This is a genomic window from Syntrophothermus lipocalidus DSM 12680 (assembly GCF_000092405.1).
In the GTDB taxonomy this organism is placed as follows: domain Bacteria; phylum Bacillota; class Syntrophomonadia; order Syntrophomonadales; family Syntrophothermaceae; genus Syntrophothermus; species Syntrophothermus lipocalidus.
The window spans coordinates 298,217-317,528 of the sequence record NC_014220.1 but is presented as its reverse complement, the minus strand read 5'-3'; the positions used below and the strand labels follow the sequence as shown (position 1 = coordinate 317,528).

Here is a 19,312-nt window from a genome sequence, read left to right as displayed (position 1 = left end):
CGTTCTTCACCTCACAAAGTCACAAATTACGCCTTTACTATACAGTTTATTCAGTATCCGTTCTGCTTTCCTCTTCCCCGCCCGAAGGTTGAACGGTAACCGCGTTCTCCAGGAGATAATCAACCGCCTTATCAAGCATTATACCGTACTCGATCCTTCCCCGAGAGGCGGCCACGCGCTCTCTGAGCTGGTCAGCATCCATGCCGAAGTCGCCAGCCACCCTTTGCAGGTGCTGCTGGAAGTCCTCTTCCGTCGGTTCAAGACCCTTTTCCCGCGCGACCTTTTCTAAGACCAGGTTAGCCCGCAGCGTCTTCTCAGCTTCCTGAGCGTAATCTTCTCTGATAGTCTCTAGAGAAGTCCCGGTCACGTTTGTATAGTCCTCCAAGGTCAGGCCCTGCTGCGCTAGCCGTTGTTGGAAGCTTTCCAACATCGAATCTATTTGTTCTTCTATCATAGCAGGATGAATATCTACCTCAGCTGATTCCACAGCCTTAGCCACCACTTCGTCTCGCCTCAGCTGTTTGGTCCTCTCTTCAGCCATCTTGGTTAAATTCTTGCGTATCTCTTCCCGCAACTCCTCAAGAGTTTCGAACTCACTGACCTCTTGGGCAAACTCGTCGTTCAAGGGACTTAACTCCCGGCGCTTGATTTCATGGACATTAACCTTAAACATTGCTTCTTTCCCGGCGAGGTCTTGGCTGTGATAGTCTTCAGGAAACTGTACCTTGATCTCTTTTTCTTCGCCGGTCTTGGTTCCCACCAACTGCTCTTCGAATCCTGGAATAAAAGTCCTAGACCCCAATTCCAAAGAGTAGTCCTCCCCTTTTCCCCCAGGGAAAGGTTCGCCGTCGATGAACCCCTCAAAATCGATCCTCAGCACGTCGCCTTCCTGGGCAGTAACATCGTCTTGGACCTTGACCAAACGGGCATAACGTTCGCGCATAGCCTCCAACCGCTTATCTACGTCTTCTTCCGTAACCGTAATTGGTGAAGTGGTCACCTCTATACCCTCTACCTGCCCCAAAACCACTTCGGGCTTGACCACTACTCTGGCTTTAAAAACAAGAGGCTTGCCTTCTTCCATCTGCACAACATCGATCTGGGGCTCGGTTACCGGGGTAAGATCATTCTCCTTCACTGCCTCTTCGTAGGCAACAGGAAGCAGTTCGTTCAAAGCTTCCTCATACAGGATCTCTTTCCCGAAATATGATTCCAGAACCGGTCTTGGAACGCGGCCCTTCCTAAACCCTGGTACAGAGACATCCTTGACCACGCGCCGGTACGCTTTGTTCAAAGCCTCGCTAACCTTGTCACCTGGAACCTCTATTTCCAGAGCCACTTCATTCTTCTCTATTCTTTCCAGCTTAGATCCCATTTATGCTCCTCCTGTCCTGATGAATGGTTTCACACGTACAGAGAATCTTAAACTCCTTAAAGCAGCCCGTGCCCGGAAAGCATCATCCTGTTTTCTAACCCTCCCTCATAACCCGTACACTAATTACTTCTACGCCCCGCAACCGATGTCCTGCCTTTTAAGCTAATTTGACACAAAAACACAACACCTCGGCACTAGCCGAGGCTACGTTTCAATGGAGCGGAAGACGGGATTCGAACCCGCGGCCCTCGCCTTGGCAAGGCGATGCTCTACCACTGAGCCACTTCCGCGTCTGTATCCACATCATCGCCAACTATATATTAGGACAACGCCCGCTGGATCGTCAAGCTCATAAATTCATAAATAAAGACGGACTATGAAGTTGACAAAAACGCTAGGAATAATGTTATACTCTAACATAAGAAGAGTGTCATCGGAAAATGATAAACGAAAACCAGGAATATAGAGGTGTCCTCAGTTTAACTGAGGCGTCGTTCAACTGGCTGTCCTATCAGCACGATTCTCAGATTTTTGAAATAGAGAGAAGGCGAGAGTGTGGGTGGTCTCCGAGATGAACTTTTGATACAAGATATTCTGCGTCTGAAGAGAGACAAATCTGTTTACATTATTGCTCACTATTACCAGCGGGAAGAGATACAAGCTTTGGCCGATTTTGTCGGGGATTCTTATGCAATGGCTATCGCCGCCAAAAACAGCCCGCATGATATTATTCTGGTTGCCGGTGTAGATTTTATGGCTGAGACGGCGGCAGTGTTATGTCCTGATAAGATAGTCTTAACACCGGAACCGGAAGCGACTTGTCCCATGGCCAGTAATATAAGTGTTAACGATGTATTGTGTTACAAGAAAAAATACCCAGAGAGTATTGTGGTGTGCTATGTTAACACCCCGGCGGAGGTAAAGGCCGTCAGTGACATCTGTTGTACCTCGTCCAATGCGGCAAAGATATTACAAAAGCTGCCAGATAACGCTAAGGTATTCTTTATACCTGACCAGTACCTGGGTTCTTACCTAGCCGGGAAACTGGGTAGGCACATTGATGTCTTTTCAGCCAGCTGCCCGACCCATGCCAGTATTAGCGAGGAACATTTGCTCCAACTAAAAGAGCAGTTTCCGGACGCAAAGGTGCTCGTACACCCAGAATGCTACCCGGAGATTGTGGCCCTGGCCGACTACGTGGGCAGCACCAAAGGAATTCTTGATTATGCCACACAATCGGAGAGTAAGATTTTTATCATTGGGACGGAGTGCGGTATCCTATATTCCCTGGGAAACAATAACCCTGACAAAACATTCATCCTTGCTTCGGAAGAGTTGATTTGCCCAAATATGAAGAGTATCACTCTTGATAAAGTTTTTTATTCTTTGCAATATTTGCAGACCAGAGTAGTTGTCCCCGAGGAAATTAGAGCTAAAGCTGCCATTGCTCTGGAAAGAATGATAGAGTACGCATCTTGAGGATATGCAATAACTGCATTTGCCAGTTCGTTTTTTGCTGGTTCTGAACCATGGAATGGCCTGAGAATTAAGGAAAGGATTGAGGTGAAAACGAGGTGAAAGTCTCTACAAAAGGAAGATATGGGCTGAGAGCAATGCTTGACATGGCCCTACATCAAAACGAAGGTCCGATGGCCGTACACATTGTCGCAGAGCGTCAGGGCTTATCGGAGAGATATTTAGAACAATTGATGGTGCCTCTGAAAAAAGCGGGTTTAGTTAAGAGCGTCCGCGGGCCTCAGGGGGGGTATGTTTTGACTAAAAAACCACGAGACATCACCGTGGGCGAAATAATCAGGGCCCTGGAGGGACCAATTGCTCCCGTCGACTGCGTTAGTGAGCAGACTCCCGAAGAATGCGAGCGTGCTGAGTTTTGTGTGACACGTCTGATATGGTCCAAGATGAGAGACTCAATTGCCGAAGTGCTGGATTCTCTTTCATTGGAGGATCTGATTCAAGAATCAAGAAAGATTTCCGTGCGGAGCCGCTAAATATCTTAGATTTAGTGAGGAGGTTTTGACATGAGACAGATTTATATGGATCACAGCGCAACGACTCCAATTGACCAAGAGGTGTTTGGATGCATGATACCCTACTTAACCGATAGGTTTGGTAATCCTTCCAGCATTTTTTACTCGGCAGGTCAAACTGCCCGTCAGGCAGTAGAGAAGGCTCGAGAGCAAGTGGCATCTCTGCTAAACGCATTGCCGGATGAAGTAATTTTTACCAGTGGCGGGACAGAAGCCGACAACCTGGCCGTAGTTGGTTACGCTAAGGCGAATCGCCATAAGGGCGGCCGGGTGTATGGCCAGAGACTTGGCGTCACCTACGTTGGCCAGCAGTGAAAAAAGCTCCAGACTGTCAATAAACTTCTTGCCTTCTTCAGCGCCGCCCTTCACGCCAAAGGTAAATACGGACCCAGCACCTTTAGGCAGGTATTTTATGGCCAGGTGATAGTACTTGTTACTCCTTAATCCCGGATAGCTAACCCAGGAGACGAGCGGGTGACCCTCCAGGAACTCGGCAATTCTGATTGCGTTGGCTACATGCCTTTCCATTCTAAGGGAAAGTGTCTCTAAACCCTGCAAGAAAAGCATTGAACGGGCTCATGGCCGCCCCGGTATCTCTCAGGAGTTGCACCCTGGCCTTGGTAATGTAAGCAAGTGGTCCCGCCGCTTCGACATATTTTAGGCCATGGTAGCTGGGGTCAGGCTCCGTTAAACCGGGAAACCTTCCGCTTCCCTCCCAGTCGAATCTACCAGAGTCTATTATAACCCCCCCGAGTGACGTACCGTGGCCGCCTATGAACTTGGTGGCGGAGTGAACGACTATATCCGCCCCGAATTCTATCGGCCTAATAAGGTAAGGCGTTGCAAGTGTATTGTCAATTATCAGCGGTATTCCGTTTTCGTGACCGATGTTTGCCACCGCTTCGATGTCTACTATGTTTGCGAGCGGATTGCCGATGGTTTCTATGAATAGGGCCTTCGTCTTGTCGGTTATGGCTCGTCTAAAGTTTTCCGGATCATCAGGGTCCACGAAGACCGTCTTTATGCCCAGTTTGGGAAGGGTCACGGAGAAAAGATTGTAGGTACCTCCATACAGAGTGCTTGCTGAGACTATCTCGTCCCCCGCGCCGGCGATATTCAGTATGGCGTAAGTGATAGCAGAAGAGCCGGATGCTGTAGCTAGAGCACCCACACCTCCTTCAAGTGCTGCCATTCTCTCCTCGAAAACTTCGGTAGTAGGGTTTGTTATCCGGGTGTAGATACTCACGGCCTCTGTCAGAGCAAACAGATTGGCTGCGTGTTCTGTATTTTTAAATACATTAAGATGTAGTCTGGTAGATTGGAACCGCCCTGGCTCCTGTCGTCGGATCGGGTACTTGACCCGCATGTACCTGTAATGTGTCAAACTTTAGTCTCCTTTCTCCCATTCAAACCACTCCTTTCCAAATGCTGCCTCGCCCGGGTTAAACCTGCTCTATATTTACAGCAATTGAAATAACTCGATGCTCAAGTACCGTTCACCCGTGTCTGGTCTTCTTCCCCAATGCAGACCTTGGCAGGATATAATTCATACATAGCTCGATACTTTACCGGAGTAACATTGGGCATTACAACATTTGCCCCCAGCTGCAGGGCCTTTTCTCGCCCATCAGCAGGCCTTAGAGTAGCAAGAGCGGTAGTAGCGGGAATATGAGCATCACGGATTACGATTCTGGTGATGGCTATAACCTTGAAGGTCATCTCCACAGTGCCATTCGCGTTCCCGGCCAGGGGAGTATCCTCGTGGCAGATATACGGACCCACCCCTACCATATCCAGATCCAGCTCTTTGAATTTCAATATATCCATGGCCAGGTCCTCGAACGTCAGGTTCAGAAATCTATACGTTCAGGATGGCTGTAGATAGACATGCGCTCCCCCCGTGCAAAACCAACTATCGTGACGCCTAGTTCCTCTGCTAGATCAACAGCTAGTCCGGTAGGCGCAGAACGCGATACGACTACAGGTACTCGCATACGAACAGTTTTAATCAGCATTTCTGAAGCAATGCGTCCACTAAGCAGTACTATCTTGTCCGTGGGATAAATACTATGGAGGTAAACGTAGCCCAGTATCCGGTCAAGAGCATTATGTCGGCCAATATCCTCATATCTCACCACAATGCCATTGTTGTCAGCTAACGCCGCACCATGTACGCCTCCCGTGAGGTGAAAATTCTCCGATTGCCGATCGAGTTCAGCCATCAGATTAAGGAGGTGTTGGGCCTTAAAACAAGCATCAGTCTCTACAGTCTTGAGCTGATCCCGATCATTGACAAAATAAAGAGCCGGCCGCCCCTTGCCACAGCAACTGGCGAAATTCCTGCGAAGAAAGCTGTCAACCCTTGATACCGGATTTACGGTATCGACCCAAGCTACGCCCTGTTCCATGCGAAACTGCAGGCTAAATACCTCGTCAGGTCCATTTACAAGGCCTTCACTGAGAAGGAATCCTACCACCAATTCTTCCAAAGCATACGGAGAGCATAATAGCGTTGCCAATTCAGAGTCATTCAGCATTATGGTGAGCGGAACCTCATTCACAACTGGATCTTCGGTTTCAACAACTTGATGATCAGAATACACCAGGATCCTGCGACTATCGAATACTTCGGCCATTACTCTTGACCTCCAATCAACCTCAAGTATTGGAGCTATGTCCTATTAAGCTGATATGTATTATAGGTTATATGTTCTAAATGTCAATCATAATCTTCTTCTTGTTATGATTGTTATGAAATCCATGATATTCTCAGTTGTAAGATCAAAAATGTCCGCCTGCTTCTCCTCCTGTATCTGACGGTCATTTGCCCTGTCTACCAAAGTCCTGTACGGTATAGACTTGTTAGCCCGCAAAGTTGGGACGTTTCTCGTTTTGTATTGCCACTTTTGCGCTTAGCCCTGCCAATAGGTATCTATTCGGCGGAACTCATCTGCTATAATTGAGAAGGGTTTCACCGATACTATCATTGAAAAAGCAAAAGGAGTTGATTTTGAGTGTTAACCAAAGATAACCTGTTCACACTCAAGCTCGTACGGCAAGAGAACCACCTCGCTTTGCCCACCATTACCTCGCTCGTGCTCGTGAAAGAGATACACGATGTTCTTTACCAGTATCTAGTAGACGAGGAAAAGGAACGCTTGCTGAACACGTTTCTGGATAAGCTGAAGAGACACATGACCCGGGAAAAAGAAGGCAACGGCCCGTTTTCGGTTCCGGTAGAAGAGCTGAGGTTTCTGGAGCAAGAAGGGCTTGACGAACTCAAGTACATGAACTGGCTGGAGATACCGGTGTACGTGTTCGAAGTCGCTCTGAATGTGGATTCCTCCGATGAAAAGTATGAAGAGTATGTAGAAACCGTTTTTTCGATTCTGGATGAACTGGTGGTCTACAACCGTGTTCCCGGAACCAACTTGGTCAATGTTTATCCTCAAGGCACGGTTTGATTAGCCCCGCAACCCGGTTGAATTGACTACATAGGCATAATTAAGTAATTAAAATCGCGAAAGGCAGGCCCACACCATGATACCTCTGCGTGACAACGTGCCTGGGGAAAAATTCCCTTTCAGCATGTGGCTTATCATCGCCCTCAACTTTTTGGTTTTTTTCTATGAACTGTCTTTACCCTCAGAAGAACTGCAAAAGCTTTTTTACACCTATGGTTTGGTCCCGGCTAATCATTCGCTTTCCTCTTTCATCACCTGCACTTTTCTCCATGGAAGCTGGATGCACATCATCGGCAACATGTGGGCCTTGTTCCTGTTCGGCAACAATGTAGAAGATAAGATGGGCCCGGTTCGTTTTATCTTGTTTTACCTGGCCTGCGGGGTTATCGCCGGAGCCACCCACTGCTACATCTACCCTCAGTCCACGGTCCCTACGGTAGGCGCTTCCGGGGCCCTCGCCGGGGTCATGGGCGCTTATTTCCTCATGTTCCCCAAAGCTCGAGTCCTTACATTGATCCCGGTATTTTTCTTCTTTTACCTGGTTGAGATACCGGCTGTAGTCTACCTGGGTTTTTGGGCTTTCACCCAGCTGGCTTCCGGCACCATCGCCCTCTTCGCCCCGGAAGGAGCCGCCCAGATCGCATTCTGGGCACACGTCGGGGGTTTTGGCGCCGGCATGATTTTGCACCGGCTCTTTCTCGAACCCGTCGAAAACTGAACCACAGATACACACAGATTTAACACTGATTTACACTGATGGCATAAGTTTTATCTGATGTTAGTTATGTATCGTGAGACATCTCTTCCTGTCAATTTGTTTTGTCTGGCTGACACATATTTTAACTTCAAGCTATCTGTGTACATCAGCCCGGCACTCAGCTCAAGCCCTGATTAGTGTATAGCGTTGTTGTGACAGGATGTCATGTTGAAAGCTAGGTGGGCTGAGTGCCGGGTCTGTGTCCATCTGTGGCTTTAACTATGGTTTGACTGCGAAAGCATGTCTAAAAAGAGTAGCAGCTTGGCTTTGACGGCTTCGTCGAAGTTCTGGAACGGGCGGCCGCGTTTAAGTCCCTCCAGCACTGCGGCATAATACCCGCTTACCTCTGGCCGGCACAGCTGTAACCTGCGGACCCGGGCCAAAACCTCATGTTGCCTGTCCAACCCCGCTTCCCACAGGCAGGGGACATCTCCCGCGATTGCACCCTCGACCTCAAGCTCCGGTTCTTCGGCTACCCTCAAACAAGATTCCGCCAGGTCTAACCAGACCTCAAGCGGTTCATCCCCCTGCACCGGGCGTGACTCCTCTAGTACCAAGCCTTCGGGGTCAGTTCTAATCTCTTGCGGTTCCTGGGCTTCTCCCCCTTGGTAAATACGGATCTTAACCCTACCGTTATCCTCGGACAGGTTGTAGGGAGAGGTTGGCAACACAGAAAACAACCGGTAGACTCCGCCGGAATCCAACTCCAGATTAGCGGTGTCGAAGGGGATAGTGTCCAATTCCGGTTCTGTCCCTTTCTTTTCAATATAGAAACGAAAGGGAAGCAAGGTCTTGACTTCCAGGTTTAAAGCAGACTCTCCTCCCGGCCACCGGCACAAACCTTGGATTACGCTGAATTCGGGCGAGTAAGGACGATACACCCGCGATCCTATTCGAGACACGACCTCTTCCACCCCTTGCATCTTAGAAACTCCACCTGTTAACACCACGATGTCGATATCCCATTTCCCGGCCCCGAACAGCCCCAAGCGCTCGGCACTAGGCCCCACCACGTTGTTTATGAAATCTTCCAATCTTGATAAAGTGCGTTCGAAAACCAAAGACAAATTCCTTTTTTCAAAAACCGCTGATAGGCTCCGTCCCCGGTAAAAAGACGGTATATCGATAACTATATCCTCCTGCCCTTGCATCCTGAGTTTGACTTCCTCTGCCCATTTCAACATTCTCGAGTATTCGTACAGCTCCTCCCGGTTCAAACCTTTTTCCTTCTTGAACCTCGGCGGAATCGTTATTCCGGTATTCGCCTCGAAGCAAGGGAAAAGAGTTTGGCGAAGAACCGACTTGTCAATTTCCGCCCCGCTGAAAGCATCGCTGCCGGCGTGCAGCTGGGCTTCTAATACTACTCTCACCTTGCGGTCTGGCCTCACGTGAACGAAGCTGGCGTCGGCCGTCCCTCCGCCGAGGTCAAGGATTAGAATGTTGCCCTGCCACAACCGGGCCTCATCCGGTCCCCCTTCGGCCAACAACCCGACCAAAGCAGCTACCGGTTCCAAGGCCAGCCTCACCCGGACCCCGGGGAAAACGCTTCTTACCGTCTCTAACAACATCCGCCGGGCTTTTAGACCGAAGTAATTGGGAACACCGACCGTAACCGCCTGCAACGGGTGCGGCAGACTTCCGGCAACATACTGGTCACGGAGATAGGAAAAGTACGACCCCAATATCTCACTCAAGCCAAAGTCTCCCACCCTGAAATTCAGGTTCCGCTTTAGCTCGATCTTGAAGAACCGGACGATTTCCGCTTCCTCTTTCGGTAAAGACAAGCTATCCGAACCGAAGCACAACCTGCCTCCCTCTGGTGCCAATGCAACCACCGAAGGCAGCATCCCCCCAGGCCCGAGCAGGTTGACGAAATGGCCGTCTTCATCGACATAACCCAGTTTGGTGTAGCTTGTACCGAAGTCTATTCCCAGGTTCACCGGCATTACCTACCTTTTCATACCCACCACCAGATAAGGTACCTCCCAGCGCTCAATCCCATCAACCTGTATCCAAAACACGTCTCCCTTTTCTTCTAGAACCACGAGATGCTCCTTTTCGGAAACCGGTTTGCGTTCCACATATCCTTTGTCCAAAACCGGCAGGCACTCCGGGGGCAGTTTTTCTCCCACTTTGATGGGATAGCGCCTGACCTCTACCGGCAGGTCCTTCCATGCCCGTTTCAGAGTGCGTGGAGACAACAGGTTATCTACATCCTCCCCAAACCCGGAAAACAGCTGGCGGCACCTGCGCAGACCCTCCGCGACCTCACGGTAACGCCCCTGTGCTTCCAGATACATCTGCAGCCGTTCCCGGTGATAGCGGAGCTTGACATCAATCAGCTCCAGGTATTCTAAGGTATACTCGACCCGGTACCCGAATCGGCTCGGCCAGGGAAGATTCGCCCTGGACCAGCGTTCGCGCAATTCCTGTTCATATCGATAAACAGTTTCCTCGAAAAGCTTCTCCAACTCCAAGGGACTGAGGTCCGGGTAGCGCTGCAGCTTGTCGGCCAGCGCCTCCAGTTCCCTCTGAAACTCTCGCAATAAACGGGCTATCGATCCGGCATAATCTCCTGCAAGTGATCTCATCCACCTGAATTCGCTTAACATCTCCGGTTCGAGGCCTTCGCGGCTAAACCGAAGAAGGCACCGAAAAATCTTTACCCACTGTCCCAAGCGGTGTCTCGCTTCTTCTGCAAACCTCGCCGTGTGTTCGGCCATCTTGTTGCTTGAAACCTGCCGCTGGTAGAAGCCCAATCTCTCCGCTTCAAATTCCAGCCAGGCGCCTATTGTCTCCCGTATCAGGTTTCGTAGGGACGAAGAGAACTCCAAGGCCCGACCCAGCGCTAGAGCCTTTTCAAGCAAGCCGGGCCAGGAATCACCGAGCCTCGACTCCCTAGGAGGTGCGGCCACATCCTCGAGCATTTGTACAAACGTTTCGGCTTGTCCCAGCCAACGCCCCAGTTCGTCTCGAATCCTGGCACCGGGTTCACCTGTCCACCCTTCCTCCCACCAACAAACCGCCGGCAACAGGTTAACGTCGCTTTTGATCAGCTCAGCCCACTCGGCATCCCTCTGAATTTTCTCCACGATGTTGAACTGCTGTTCCAAGGACCTGATCTCGGAGGTTAAGTCTTCTACTACTTCAATTAATTGCCGGTTGACCCTCATACGGTTGTCGGTTAAAGCCTTCAACTCCTGCTGAATTACCTGCTCCAGATCGCTCAAGACCTGAGTAAAATGCTTAAGCAGGTTGGAAAGCCCGGCACAACGCACCAGGTTGCTGACAAGGTCATTTTTTACCTGCTCCCCCTGCCTGCTGACCCGGTAAATTTCGGCCATCATCCGGTTAACCTTTTCTATATACACAGGTATCATCTTCTGGTCGAAGGTACGGTAGTAAAAGCTGTTGACGTGATACAGATAATCCTCCAAAACCTCGATATCGACCGTCCCTGAGGGCAAAAACAGGTTTTGAACCGAGGTCAGTTCCTCGATCTCATTTCTGAGCTGGCCGAGGAGCGAGTTCAAAACCGCCTGACAAGCCTCTTTTAGGTTCGATAGTTCTGGTTCCACTAATCCGTCACCCCCAAAACCCTGCCGAGAAACGCCTGCAAAGCTGCTTTACTGCCCTTGCCCCGAACCAGTTCTTTTTTATTAGAATAGAGTTGGTTATCTCTGTTGGCGAAAGCTTCTGTCCAGCGTAGGACGTCAAACACCTGTCGCCGGGTCTCGCCTTTTGCCACCGCACTCAGAGACTCCGCTATTTCCCGGTTCATAAAACGAACGTTGGGGACCCAGCCCCACAAATCCAAATAACGGGTCAGCATAGATTCGCCCACCTTAGACTTCCTTCGAACGTCCAATCCGGGCATGACCACCAGGCGTACGAACTCCATAATTACGAAAGCCTCGTGGGGTCGGCTCTTCATCCGCTCTCCCACTGCTTGCATACAGCCCTCAATGTCAACACCTTCTCGTTCCCTGCCCTTAAGACATTTGATTATTGCATCATCTGGTCTGGTCTTGGCTAGTCTTAGACAGAATCTCTCCACCTCCGACCGGGGATACACCGAAGGCGTGCTCCTCGCTTCCTGCAAACGCTCATAAAGTTCCAGATAAGCGAGCGATGCGTTCTCGACTACCAGTTGACTGAGGCAAGACCGGTATAGCTTCTCTACTTCCCTCCCCAGGTTCTCACCAAACTCCAGCAAGCAATAAACCGGGATGACGGCCCGGGCCAAACGATCTAAACGGCGGTAGACTCGAACCGCTTCTCTCCCCTGCAGCCTGCCTCTTTCCATGAAATCGCTGTAAGTCTCGACGGTCAAAACCAGGCTGTCCTCAATCCAACCCAGTTCAAATAACCTTACGCAACACTCACAGAGTTTCAAAAGCCTATCAACCCGGTAAGGATGCTCGTAAAGTTCGGCTTCGGCCTGCTCAAGGCTAGACAACAGCGATTTGGCAAGTTCCGTCTTATTTCCGAAAATGCAGTCCAAATCCCGGGCCCTGACCTTGTGTATGGCCACGCCCAGACGGGATTCTCTCGCTCGAATCTCTATCTTTTCTTTCTCTTCCCGCAAGAGACGGCGCAGCTCCGGATTAGCTGTCCGTGAAATTAGGTAATCGATATCTTTACTATCAAAGCCAGCCAATAACCGGCGATAGGCATCGGTTAGGGCCGGGGTATATATGTTTATTAAAAAGTCCCGTCGGCCTCGACCGTCTTTCTGCGGCCATAGCTCGGCTAGTTGTTGCAGGAAACGTAGCCTAAACCCTTCGGACCTATCGCCCAGCCACCTGATAACAGCCATCTGGTCGGAGTAATCCCACAATACACGGTACAAGAGGCGCTGGCTCTGGCTCAGACATAACACCCGAAACAAAAAGTCAAGCACGTCCCGGTCAATCTCAAGTTCTAGCCTCGCGCCCTTGGATATCAGGCTTCTTACCCTCTTGCGGCCTTCCAGTTCCCGGCTCCAGTATGCGAAAATGTCTTCGTTCGGGCCTATGGAAGCTACGCTTTTTACGATGTCCTTCAATCCAATGGTCATAAGCCTCTGACTCCTATCAACCGTCAAGAGTTTGTCAGGTTAAAAAGCCGGTTCCAGTCTCGTGCTAAGGAATCCCATGTATAACACACGCTATCCGTAGAAAACGTGGTTCAGTAAATTGCAGGCATTGGCCGCTTTGCATAGATCAGCTTCGGTAAGGTAGACCAAATAGTAAATAGACTTTTCCTTATTGGTAAAAATACCTGATAAGACATCCTCTCCCCGCACCTCGAAACGGTCTTGAGCCGCTTTGCCCCTCGACAGGTAGCGCACGCTAACTATCCTGCTGACAAACGGGTGCCGGGCGATTCTTCTAAAATGTTGCGCCAGTCCGATCTCCTTATTTTCGTTGCCCACCTCATAAACCAGCACCGGGTCCCTCTTCCTGGGCCGGGGCAACCCGTGCCCGGCAGTTTGGTTCCGTTCAATCCACTCGACGAGATCCCTTACCTGTTCGGCCTTGATCTCGGACCCGTACTCCGTTCGCAGGTATTCTTGTAGGCTTACCGGCATAGTGCTTACCGGCAACGGGCCAAGCTTTAAAGCCTGTACTACCTCCCAATTCTGACACAAGTACTCTAGAAACTCGGCTCGCCCGCTGGCAAACCGGGGCAACCGGATTCCGTAGTCAGCCATCAGCAGGGAACCGTAATTGTCGCGGAATACCCTGTACGATTCCTCGCTACCGGAACGTAGAGTTTCTGTATAAGCAAGGAGACGCCGGTATTCCTCTTCTTCCAAAGGAATCCGGTCAACCAGTTTGCGTAAAACCGCCCTCATCCTCTTCACCATCAAGTGCTGTCATGCCTTACCAGCCTGAACCTCATTTCGCTTCACCTCTTAATTCTACAACAACGGGAATCTGGCCGCATCCAAAACTCGTCACACCGTGACACCAATCCCCTCGCTTAGACTTAGGCAGGCCCTCCAGCAACTGTACCAGATGTTGAGGGGTCGAACAAAAAACGCTATGCACTGTTTGGATGGAGTATCAATTTTTGAATATAATGACAAGGTTTGATACAGACTTTAGTAAGCGGTATTATCGTCTTTGTTCAAGTAAAGCCTGGAAGCAGCCGACTAACAAAGGCGCTAGCTTTCTATGCTACCAGCAACTGTGAGAGCGAGGAGATCTCGATGAGATACATAACGCGGAGTCCCGGTTCTCCTGAGATTCAACCTACCGATGAAGAAATAATCTCAAGCAAGCTTTCGACCTCCCTCGAGAGCAACCTGCAATATTTGCAGAAGCTTTTTCAAGGCTGTTCCGACGCCGTGGTGAGGAAGTTCAAGTTCGGCCGGGAGCTAAGCATAGACGCAGCCCTGGTTTACTTCGACGGCTTGATGCTGAAGAACGAAGCTGAAACCGCCGTGCTTCGCCCTCTGATGATCGATTTTGATATACTGAAACGGAGTCCCGAGACAAAATCGTTCGACATCTACACTGCAGTCCGCGACTACCTGCTTACCGCAGCCGAACTGCAGGAAGCAACCACCTTCCAAGAGGTAGTCGAGTTCACCGCCTCGGGAGACGCGGCCCTGCTCATCGACGGATACGCTCAAGCCCTGATCCTCGACTTTAAGAGCTGGGAAAGCCGAAAAGTTGAAAGCCCGGATGAAGAAGTTTTGATCCGGGGTCCGAAAGAAGGATTCACCGAAACCCTGAGATTCAACACCGCGCTCCTCCGCCGTCGCCTGAAAACCAACCGGTTTAAAACAGAAAGCATGGTACTGGGCAGGATTACCCGCACCAGCATCGTCATCTGCTATATCCAGGACATAGCTCAGGATTCCCTGGTCAACGAAGTAAAAAAACGTCTTCAGACAATCGACATCGATGGGGTGCTGGACGTCGGTTATCTGGAGGAACTCATCGAAGACCACCGCTTCTCGCTGTTTCCTCAAGTAGAACACACTGAACGGCCAGACCGGGTAGTCGGGCACCTTCTAGAAGGACGGGTCGCGGTCCTGGTAGACGGTTCCCCCTGGGCCATGGTGGTACCCACAACCTTCCCCCAGTTCTGGAACTCACCGGAAGACTACTACATGCGGTACATACCTTCGACCCTGACTCGGATACTTCGACAGATCGCCTTTTTGGCGACCCTGCTTTTGCCGTCGATTTACGTAGCTACTATAACCTATCACCAGGAAATGATTCCTACCCCATTGCTTCTGACCATCGCCGCTGCCCGGGAGGGAATACCTTTCCCCACTTTTCTCGAAGCCTTCTTGATGGAGGTCACCTTCGAAATCCTGCGGGAGGCTGGGCTTCGTATGCCTCGCGCCATCGGCCCCGCCATAAGTATCGTCGGGGCCCTGGTCATAGGAGACGCAGCCGTTTCCGCCGGTCTGGTTTCTACGCCAATGGTGGTGGTAGTAGCTTTTACCGGAATCTGCTCGTTCAGCATCCCAGTATACAGCGCCGGGGTTTCTCTTCGCATGGTGCGTTTCCTGATGCTCATAGCCGCCGCCTTCCTGGGTTATTTCGGCTTAATGATAGGCATAATCTTCTTGCTAATTCATTTGGCTTCCATCAGCTCCTTTGGAGTGCCTTACCTGGCTCCCTTGGCTCCTATGCGGTGGGAAGACCTGGGAGACATCCTGGTACGGCGTCCCTGGTGGAGCAGTGTTCGGCGTCCCCAAACACTGGCCCCAGGGAACCGGCTGCGGCAGGCGTAATGATGGGTAATCGAATTTCCCCTTTTCAGCTCTACTGTCTTTTGATGTTCATGATTATGTCCAGTACTGCCATCTTTGAGCCTCCTCACCTCATCAGAGCCGGCGGCAACAACGGCTGGATCCTGGCCTGGTTTTGTGCTCTGGTTGCCTTACCTTATTCCTTGGTCTATTCGGCTTTAGCATCCAAGGCAAACATAGGCCTGGTCCCTTTTTTCGAATCAAGCCTGGGAAAGTGGTTGGCCAAAGCCTTGATTCTCTCGTATTTGTTTTTCCTTATCTTTTCCTGTGCGCTTGGCCTTCGGATGTTTTTCGAGTTTGCACTCTCGGTAGTGCTTTTTGTCGTACCGGTGAGCGTGTTTGCCGGTTTTCTCCTCGCAGCCGCGGCTTGGGCTGCCCGCCGGGGACTAGCCACGATTGGCCGGTTAGCCGAAGTCTTTTTTTGGACTAACACTTTTGGGGCTTTGCTCACAGCAGCTCTTTCTTGCTTCAACATTGACTGGAATAACTTCTTGCCCTTCGTACCAAGAGGTATACTACCGCTGGCGCCGGGGGCCTGGAAACATTCACATGTCTTTGCCGAATCTTACATCGCGTTTTTTTTATCCTCGTTTGTCAGCAATCGCAGCCGGACGTACCTTTCCGTCCTCGGCAGTGTGCTGTCCTCGGCCTTCTGGATATGTGTTTTTACTCTGCTCAGCATCGGGGTTTTCAACCACTACCTGGCAGGAGTTCTTTCTTATCCTATTTATTCTGTAGTAAGGAACATCTCGGTAGGGGATTTTATAGAAAGGGTAGACGCGGTGTTTGTCGCTATTTGGATAACCAACGCTTTTGTCAAAACCAGCCTCTTGCTTTTTGTCATTGCCCATACCAGCGCCGCGGCCGTGCGTTTGCGTGATTACCGCTTTCTGGTGCTACCGTTCGCCCTTCTGATCGGCGCCTTGAGCATCGCAATGTTCAGGAATACAGTTGAATTGAAGTTCTTTTACGATTTCTTTTTCTACCGGGTGATGTTGGTGTTTGCCGTAATCTTGCCGTTGGTTTTATTAATCCTATCGTGGTGGCGAAGAAATGAATGCAATGACCAGAAAGTACCTGATTCTGCTAGTAGTGCTGGTTAGCCTAGGTTCGGTTTCCGGCTGTTGGGACAGCCGCGAGATTAACGACAATTTTGTGGTAGTTGCAATCGGGTGGGACGCTGCCGCTAAAAGACATCTCATGTTTACCGAACAAATTGCTGAAATGCCGCCCCAAGCGGGAAAGCAGAAAGGGGCAAAGACAGCCCGCTCTTCGCCCACCTTCGTGACAGTCTCTAGAGATGGGAGGTCCCTCACCGAAGGACCGCGCAACGTGCATTTAAGACAACCCCGCAGCCCCCTCTGGCAGCACGCTTACTGTTACTTACTAGGCGAAGACCTCTGCCGCCAAGGACTGAGCGGAGCCGTCGACTACTTTCTGCGTAACCGTAATATACGTAAAACCGGCTACCTCTTTGTAGCCCGAAACTCAACCGCCGCCCAGGTTCTTCAAGTGCCGACGGAGGTGGAAAAGCTGCCCGGCCCAGCCCTGGTTTCCATGATCAAGAACCAGGATCTGCATATAGGTATATACACCCCTACTGACATGGGTGACTTCCTTACCAAAACCATAACGCCAGGGATAGAACCTGCTGTTCCAGGAGTAGAGATAGTCAACGAGAACGGTAAGAAGGCCCTGCATCTCTCTGGCATGGCGGTTTTCAAAGAAGGCCGCCTGGTCGGGTGGCTTGACGAAGAAGAATCGCGGGGATACAGGTGGCTCCGTCCGACCCCCCTGGCTGGAGGCACCAAACTTGTCAAATGCCCGTTTTGCGGCAAACCGGTACTGCTCGATACCACGCGTTCACAGTGCCGGATAAAGCCCCGGATAAGCGATGGAAGAATTATCATAACCATCGACATAAAGGAAGAAGGCAATTTTTACGAACAAACTTGTTCTCACCAGCTCCTGACTCCTAAAACACTCCCTCAACTCGAGCAGCAAGCCGCCCAATTAATAACGCGCCAAGTGCGCGCGGCAGTCAATAAAGCCCAAAGTCTCGACTCAGATATCTTTGGCTTCGGCCAGGCCGTTTTTGAGAGCTACCCCAAAGAATGGGCCAGCCTTGAGAGCAAGTGGGCCCAGGTATTCCCAACACTCGAGGTCGAGATCCATGTCAAATCCGAGATCAGGCGGAGTTACCTCACCACTGAAACGTTGCAGTACAGATTTTAGAGCCACAGATATACACAGATTAGCACAGATGATCACGGATTCTATTTTTAATTAGACGCTGATTGACGCAGATGAATTATTAATTATTATTTGTAATCATAATTATAAATCTGGGTTAATCTGCGTCTAAGTATCTGTGTCCGTCTGTGGCTCGAATCCTCACAGCAGGGAGTTGAAACATGCGGCGAAGGATATGTTTGCTCATTCTTATCTTTTCCCTCTTGGCAACATCAGGCTGCTGGGGGCGTGTAGAGTTTCCCCAGGCCGTTGTCATAGGTGGGGCGGGTATGGATCTCTTACCAGACCAAAATATATTAACCTCTTTCCAGCTCATGCTACCGCCTGACATCAGCAGGGGTCCATCTTTCGTCGTTGTTTCTGCCCCCGGCCAAACGGTGTCCGTGGGACGCCGGAGAATAACCCTAGAATCCCCCAGAGTTCAGATTATCGAACACATAGCCGCCTTCGTTGTTGGAGAAGCTATGGCAAGAAACCTGGTAGACATGGTCGATCTCATGTTACGAAGTCCTCACCTTCGAGAAAACACCGATATTTTTGTGGCACGAGGTTCAGAAGCTCGCCAGGTGCTTGAAACCGCTCCGGTCATTGAAAAATCTTCTGTCCAGGCCCTCAAAGCCATGATAAGATCGCAAGACCCGACCACAGGAGTGTATACAGAAGTGAGGATCAATGAAGTGCTTTCCAAGCTCGCGGCTCCCGGTATCGAGCCTGTAATTCCTGGAGTGGAAGTTATATCGGACGCTTCAGGGAAAAAGACGCTGAGGCTTTCCGGCACTGCGGTTTTTAGAAAAGGGCACCTGGTAGGATGGTTAGATACCCGTGAATCGCGGGGTTACCGCTGGCTGCGCCCCAAACAGGTAAGAGGAGGGACGGTTACCGTCACCTGCCCTTTCGACGGCAAACCAGTCTTGTTGGAGATGCTTAGAACGAGATCAGAAATCATACCCCGGTTGGAAAACGGCAGAGTGGCGTTCAGCATCAAGATTAGGGACGACGCAATGTTTTACGAACAAAAATGCACCCATGATTTATTGACTAGTCCCACAATTTCCCAACTAGAAGCCGAAGGCGAGCGCCAGATTGAAGACGAAGTCTTGGCGGCAATTTACAAAGCCCAATCTCTAGAGTCTGACATATTCGGTCTAGGGCTGGCTGTGAGCCGGAGATACCCTCGCGCATGGCAATCCATGGAGAAGAACTGGGAAACCATATTCCCTACCGTGCCCGTCTCCGTGCAGGTCGATGTCAATATCAGAAGGAGCAACTTCTTGACGAAAATCCTGTATCTGCGATGAGCCGAAGATTGATGAGCCACAGATAAACACGAATTTGCATAGATGTACACAGATTGCTGTTGAAATGGGGTAATGTAGATAATAGTTATCAGTGATAATCTGTGCTCCATCTGTGTAAATCTGTGGCTCTAGACTGCTAGGAGGGTGAGTTATGCTGGCTTTGCTGATTCTGCTGTTCCTTGTCATCATCCTTATCGATGTCCCCCCGCTTTTGAGGGACAAGATGTACCGGGAATTGGCGGTGTTTTCGGTTTTGATGGCTATCGCCGTATTGTACAGCCTGGGCCAGTTTTACAACTGGCCCCTTCCCAACCCGGTCAGAGCTTTAGAGACCGTATTTCGTTTCCAGCCATAACGC

Annotated in this window: 17 protein-coding genes, 1 tRNA gene and 1 pseudogene; 10 read left to right on the top strand and 9 right to left on the bottom strand. The window is 50.5% G+C overall.

Translation table 11 applies throughout. The features are described 5' to 3' along the window. Positions 1-46: 46 nt before the first annotated feature. Together tig and SLIP_RS01505 are read right to left on the bottom strand one after the other, a co-directional pair. Complete coding sequence (gene tig, locus SLIP_RS01510; RefSeq protein ID WP_013174497.1) at positions 47-1,375, bottom strand: trigger factor; 1,329 nt, start codon at positions 1,373-1,375, stop codon at positions 47-49. Between the two features lie 215 nt (positions 1,376-1,590). After that, positions 1,591-1,665: transfer RNA gene (locus SLIP_RS01505), tRNA-Gly, on the bottom strand. A 265-nt stretch (positions 1,666-1,930) separates the two neighbouring features. On the opposite strand from SLIP_RS01505, the gene nadA reads away from it, so the two are divergent. The 3 genes from nadA to SLIP_RS12285 all read left to right on the top strand — a co-directional run bounded on the left by nadA (position 1,931) and on the right by SLIP_RS12285 (position 3,738). Continuing rightward, entirely contained in the window at positions 1,931-2,854 is a 924-nt protein-coding gene (gene nadA / locus SLIP_RS01500) for a quinolinate synthase NadA (protein WP_013174496.1), read from the top strand. 95 nt (positions 2,855-2,949) lie between these two features. Then, on the top strand, positions 2,950-3,384 hold the full coding sequence (locus SLIP_RS01495; RefSeq protein WP_013174495.1) for an RrF2 family transcriptional regulator: 435 nt from the start codon (positions 2,950-2,952) through the stop codon (positions 3,382-3,384). Between the two features lie 30 nt (positions 3,385-3,414). After that, positions 3,415-3,738, top strand: coding sequence for an aminotransferase class V-fold PLP-dependent enzyme (locus tag SLIP_RS12285; RefSeq protein ID WP_013174494.1), 324 nt, complete (start codon positions 3,415-3,417; stop codon positions 3,736-3,738). Here SLIP_RS12285 and SLIP_RS01490 read toward each other — a convergent pair. The 3 genes and pseudogenes from SLIP_RS01490 to fdhD all read right to left on the bottom strand — a co-directional run. Further along, positions 3,664-4,829 (bottom strand): annotated as a pseudogene (locus tag SLIP_RS01490) (O-acetylhomoserine aminocarboxypropyltransferase/cysteine synthase family protein); the annotation flags it as partial. The gene SLIP_RS12285 and the pseudogene SLIP_RS01490 overlap by 75 nt on opposite strands. 79 nt (positions 4,830-4,908) lie before the next feature. Then, positions 4,909-5,250 (bottom strand): hypothetical protein, encoded by a 342-nt coding sequence (locus SLIP_RS01485; RefSeq protein ID WP_041432583.1) that lies wholly within the window; start codon positions 5,248-5,250, stop codon positions 4,909-4,911. A 23-nt stretch (positions 5,251-5,273) separates the two neighbouring features. Continuing rightward, the gene (gene fdhD / locus SLIP_RS01480; RefSeq protein WP_013174493.1) at positions 5,274-6,059 is read right to left on the bottom strand and encodes a formate dehydrogenase accessory sulfurtransferase FdhD; all 786 of its coding nucleotides are present in this window, start codon (positions 6,057-6,059) and stop codon (positions 5,274-5,276) included. Positions 6,060-6,437: 378 nt separating this feature from the next. Between fdhD and SLIP_RS01475 the strand changes: the two genes are divergently transcribed. After that, positions 6,438-6,887 (top strand): hypothetical protein, encoded by a 450-nt coding sequence (locus SLIP_RS01475; RefSeq protein ID WP_013174492.1) that lies wholly within the window; start codon positions 6,438-6,440, stop codon positions 6,885-6,887. Between the two features lie 76 nt (positions 6,888-6,963). Then, positions 6,964-7,605, top strand: coding sequence for a rhomboid family intramembrane serine protease (locus tag SLIP_RS01470; protein ID WP_013174491.1), 642 nt, complete (start codon positions 6,964-6,966; stop codon positions 7,603-7,605). 254 nt (positions 7,606-7,859) lie between these two features. On the opposite strand, the gene SLIP_RS01465 is transcribed toward SLIP_RS01470, so the two are convergent. The 4 genes from SLIP_RS01465 to SLIP_RS01450 form a co-directional block, all read right to left on the bottom strand. After that, the gene (locus SLIP_RS01465) at positions 7,860-9,590 is read right to left on the bottom strand and encodes an Hsp70 family protein (protein WP_013174490.1); all 1,731 of its coding nucleotides are present in this window, start codon (positions 9,588-9,590) and stop codon (positions 7,860-7,862) included. Between the two features lie 3 nt (positions 9,591-9,593). Beyond that, on the bottom strand, positions 9,594-11,222 hold the full coding sequence (locus SLIP_RS01460; RefSeq protein WP_013174489.1) for a hypothetical protein: 1,629 nt from the start codon (positions 11,220-11,222) through the stop codon (positions 9,594-9,596). Next, entirely contained in the window at positions 11,222-12,703 is a 1,482-nt protein-coding gene (locus SLIP_RS01455; RefSeq protein ID WP_013174488.1) for a hypothetical protein, read from the bottom strand. The genes SLIP_RS01460 and SLIP_RS01455 overlap by 1 nt, the downstream gene beginning before the upstream one ends. A 90-nt stretch (positions 12,704-12,793) precedes the next feature. Continuing rightward, a complete protein-coding gene (locus SLIP_RS01450; RefSeq protein ID WP_148216485.1) occupies positions 12,794-13,498 on the bottom strand; it encodes a hypothetical protein in 705 nt (234 codons plus the stop codon). A gap of 342 nt (positions 13,499-13,840) precedes the next feature. On the opposite strand from SLIP_RS01450, the gene SLIP_RS01445 reads away from it, so the two are divergent. The 5 genes from SLIP_RS01445 (at position 13,841) to SLIP_RS01425 (ending at position 19,309) form a co-directional block, all read left to right on the top strand. Next, positions 13,841-15,385, top strand: a complete 1,545-nt coding sequence (locus tag SLIP_RS01445; protein WP_013174486.1) for a spore germination protein — start codon at positions 13,841-13,843, stop codon at positions 15,383-15,385. 2 nt (positions 15,386-15,387) lie between these two features. Further along, positions 15,388-16,506, top strand: a complete 1,119-nt coding sequence (locus SLIP_RS01440) for a GerAB/ArcD/ProY family transporter (protein ID WP_041432575.1) — start codon at positions 15,388-15,390, stop codon at positions 16,504-16,506. Continuing rightward, entirely contained in the window at positions 16,457-17,638 is a 1,182-nt protein-coding gene (locus SLIP_RS01435) for a Ger(x)C family spore germination protein (protein ID WP_013174484.1), read from the top strand. Before SLIP_RS01440 ends, SLIP_RS01435 begins: the two co-directional genes overlap by 50 nt. 179 nt (positions 17,639-17,817) lie before the next feature. Continuing rightward, positions 17,818-18,954, top strand: a complete 1,137-nt coding sequence (locus SLIP_RS01430; protein WP_013174483.1) for a Ger(x)C family spore germination protein — start codon at positions 17,818-17,820, stop codon at positions 18,952-18,954. A gap of 151 nt (positions 18,955-19,105) precedes the next feature. Continuing rightward, positions 19,106-19,309, top strand: coding sequence for a hypothetical protein (locus tag SLIP_RS01425; RefSeq protein WP_013174482.1), 204 nt, complete (start codon positions 19,106-19,108; stop codon positions 19,307-19,309). The last annotated feature ends 3 nt before the right edge of the window (positions 19,310-19,312 follow it).

Excerpts from the sequence above, each read along its gene's own strand:
- SLIP_RS01435 (WP_013174484.1), top strand. The coding sequence starts at position 16,457 with ATGAATGCAATGACCAGAAAGTACCTGATTCTGCTAGTAGTGCTGGTT.
- SLIP_RS01425 (WP_013174482.1), top strand. The coding sequence starts at position 19,106 with ATGCTGGCTTTGCTGATTCTGCTGTTCCTTGTCATCATCCTTATCGAT.
- fdhD (WP_013174493.1), bottom strand. The coding sequence starts at position 6,059 with ATGGCCGAAGTATTCGATAGTCGCAGGATCCTGGTGTATTCTGATCAT.
- SLIP_RS01485 (WP_041432583.1), bottom strand. The coding sequence starts at position 5,250 with ATGGATATATTGAAATTCAAAGAGCTGGATCTGGATATGGTAGGGGTG.
- SLIP_RS01465 (WP_013174490.1), bottom strand. The coding sequence starts at position 9,590 with ATGCCGGTGAACCTGGGAATAGACTTCGGTACAAGCTACACCAAACTG.
- SLIP_RS01445 (WP_013174486.1), top strand. The coding sequence starts at position 13,841 with ATGAGATACATAACGCGGAGTCCCGGTTCTCCTGAGATTCAACCTACC.
- SLIP_RS12285 (WP_013174494.1), top strand. The coding sequence starts at position 3,415 with ATGAGACAGATTTATATGGATCACAGCGCAACGACTCCAATTGACCAA.
- SLIP_RS01440 (WP_041432575.1), top strand. The coding sequence starts at position 15,388 with ATGGGTAATCGAATTTCCCCTTTTCAGCTCTACTGTCTTTTGATGTTC.
- SLIP_RS01455 (WP_013174488.1), bottom strand. The coding sequence starts at position 12,703 with ATGACCATTGGATTGAAGGACATCGTAAAAAGCGTAGCTTCCATAGGC.
- SLIP_RS01470 (WP_013174491.1), top strand. The coding sequence starts at position 6,964 with ATGATACCTCTGCGTGACAACGTGCCTGGGGAAAAATTCCCTTTCAGC.
- tig (WP_013174497.1), bottom strand. The coding sequence starts at position 1,375 with ATGGGATCTAAGCTGGAAAGAATAGAGAAGAATGAAGTGGCTCTGGAA.
- SLIP_RS01430 (WP_013174483.1), top strand. The coding sequence starts at position 17,818 with ATGCGGCGAAGGATATGTTTGCTCATTCTTATCTTTTCCCTCTTGGCA.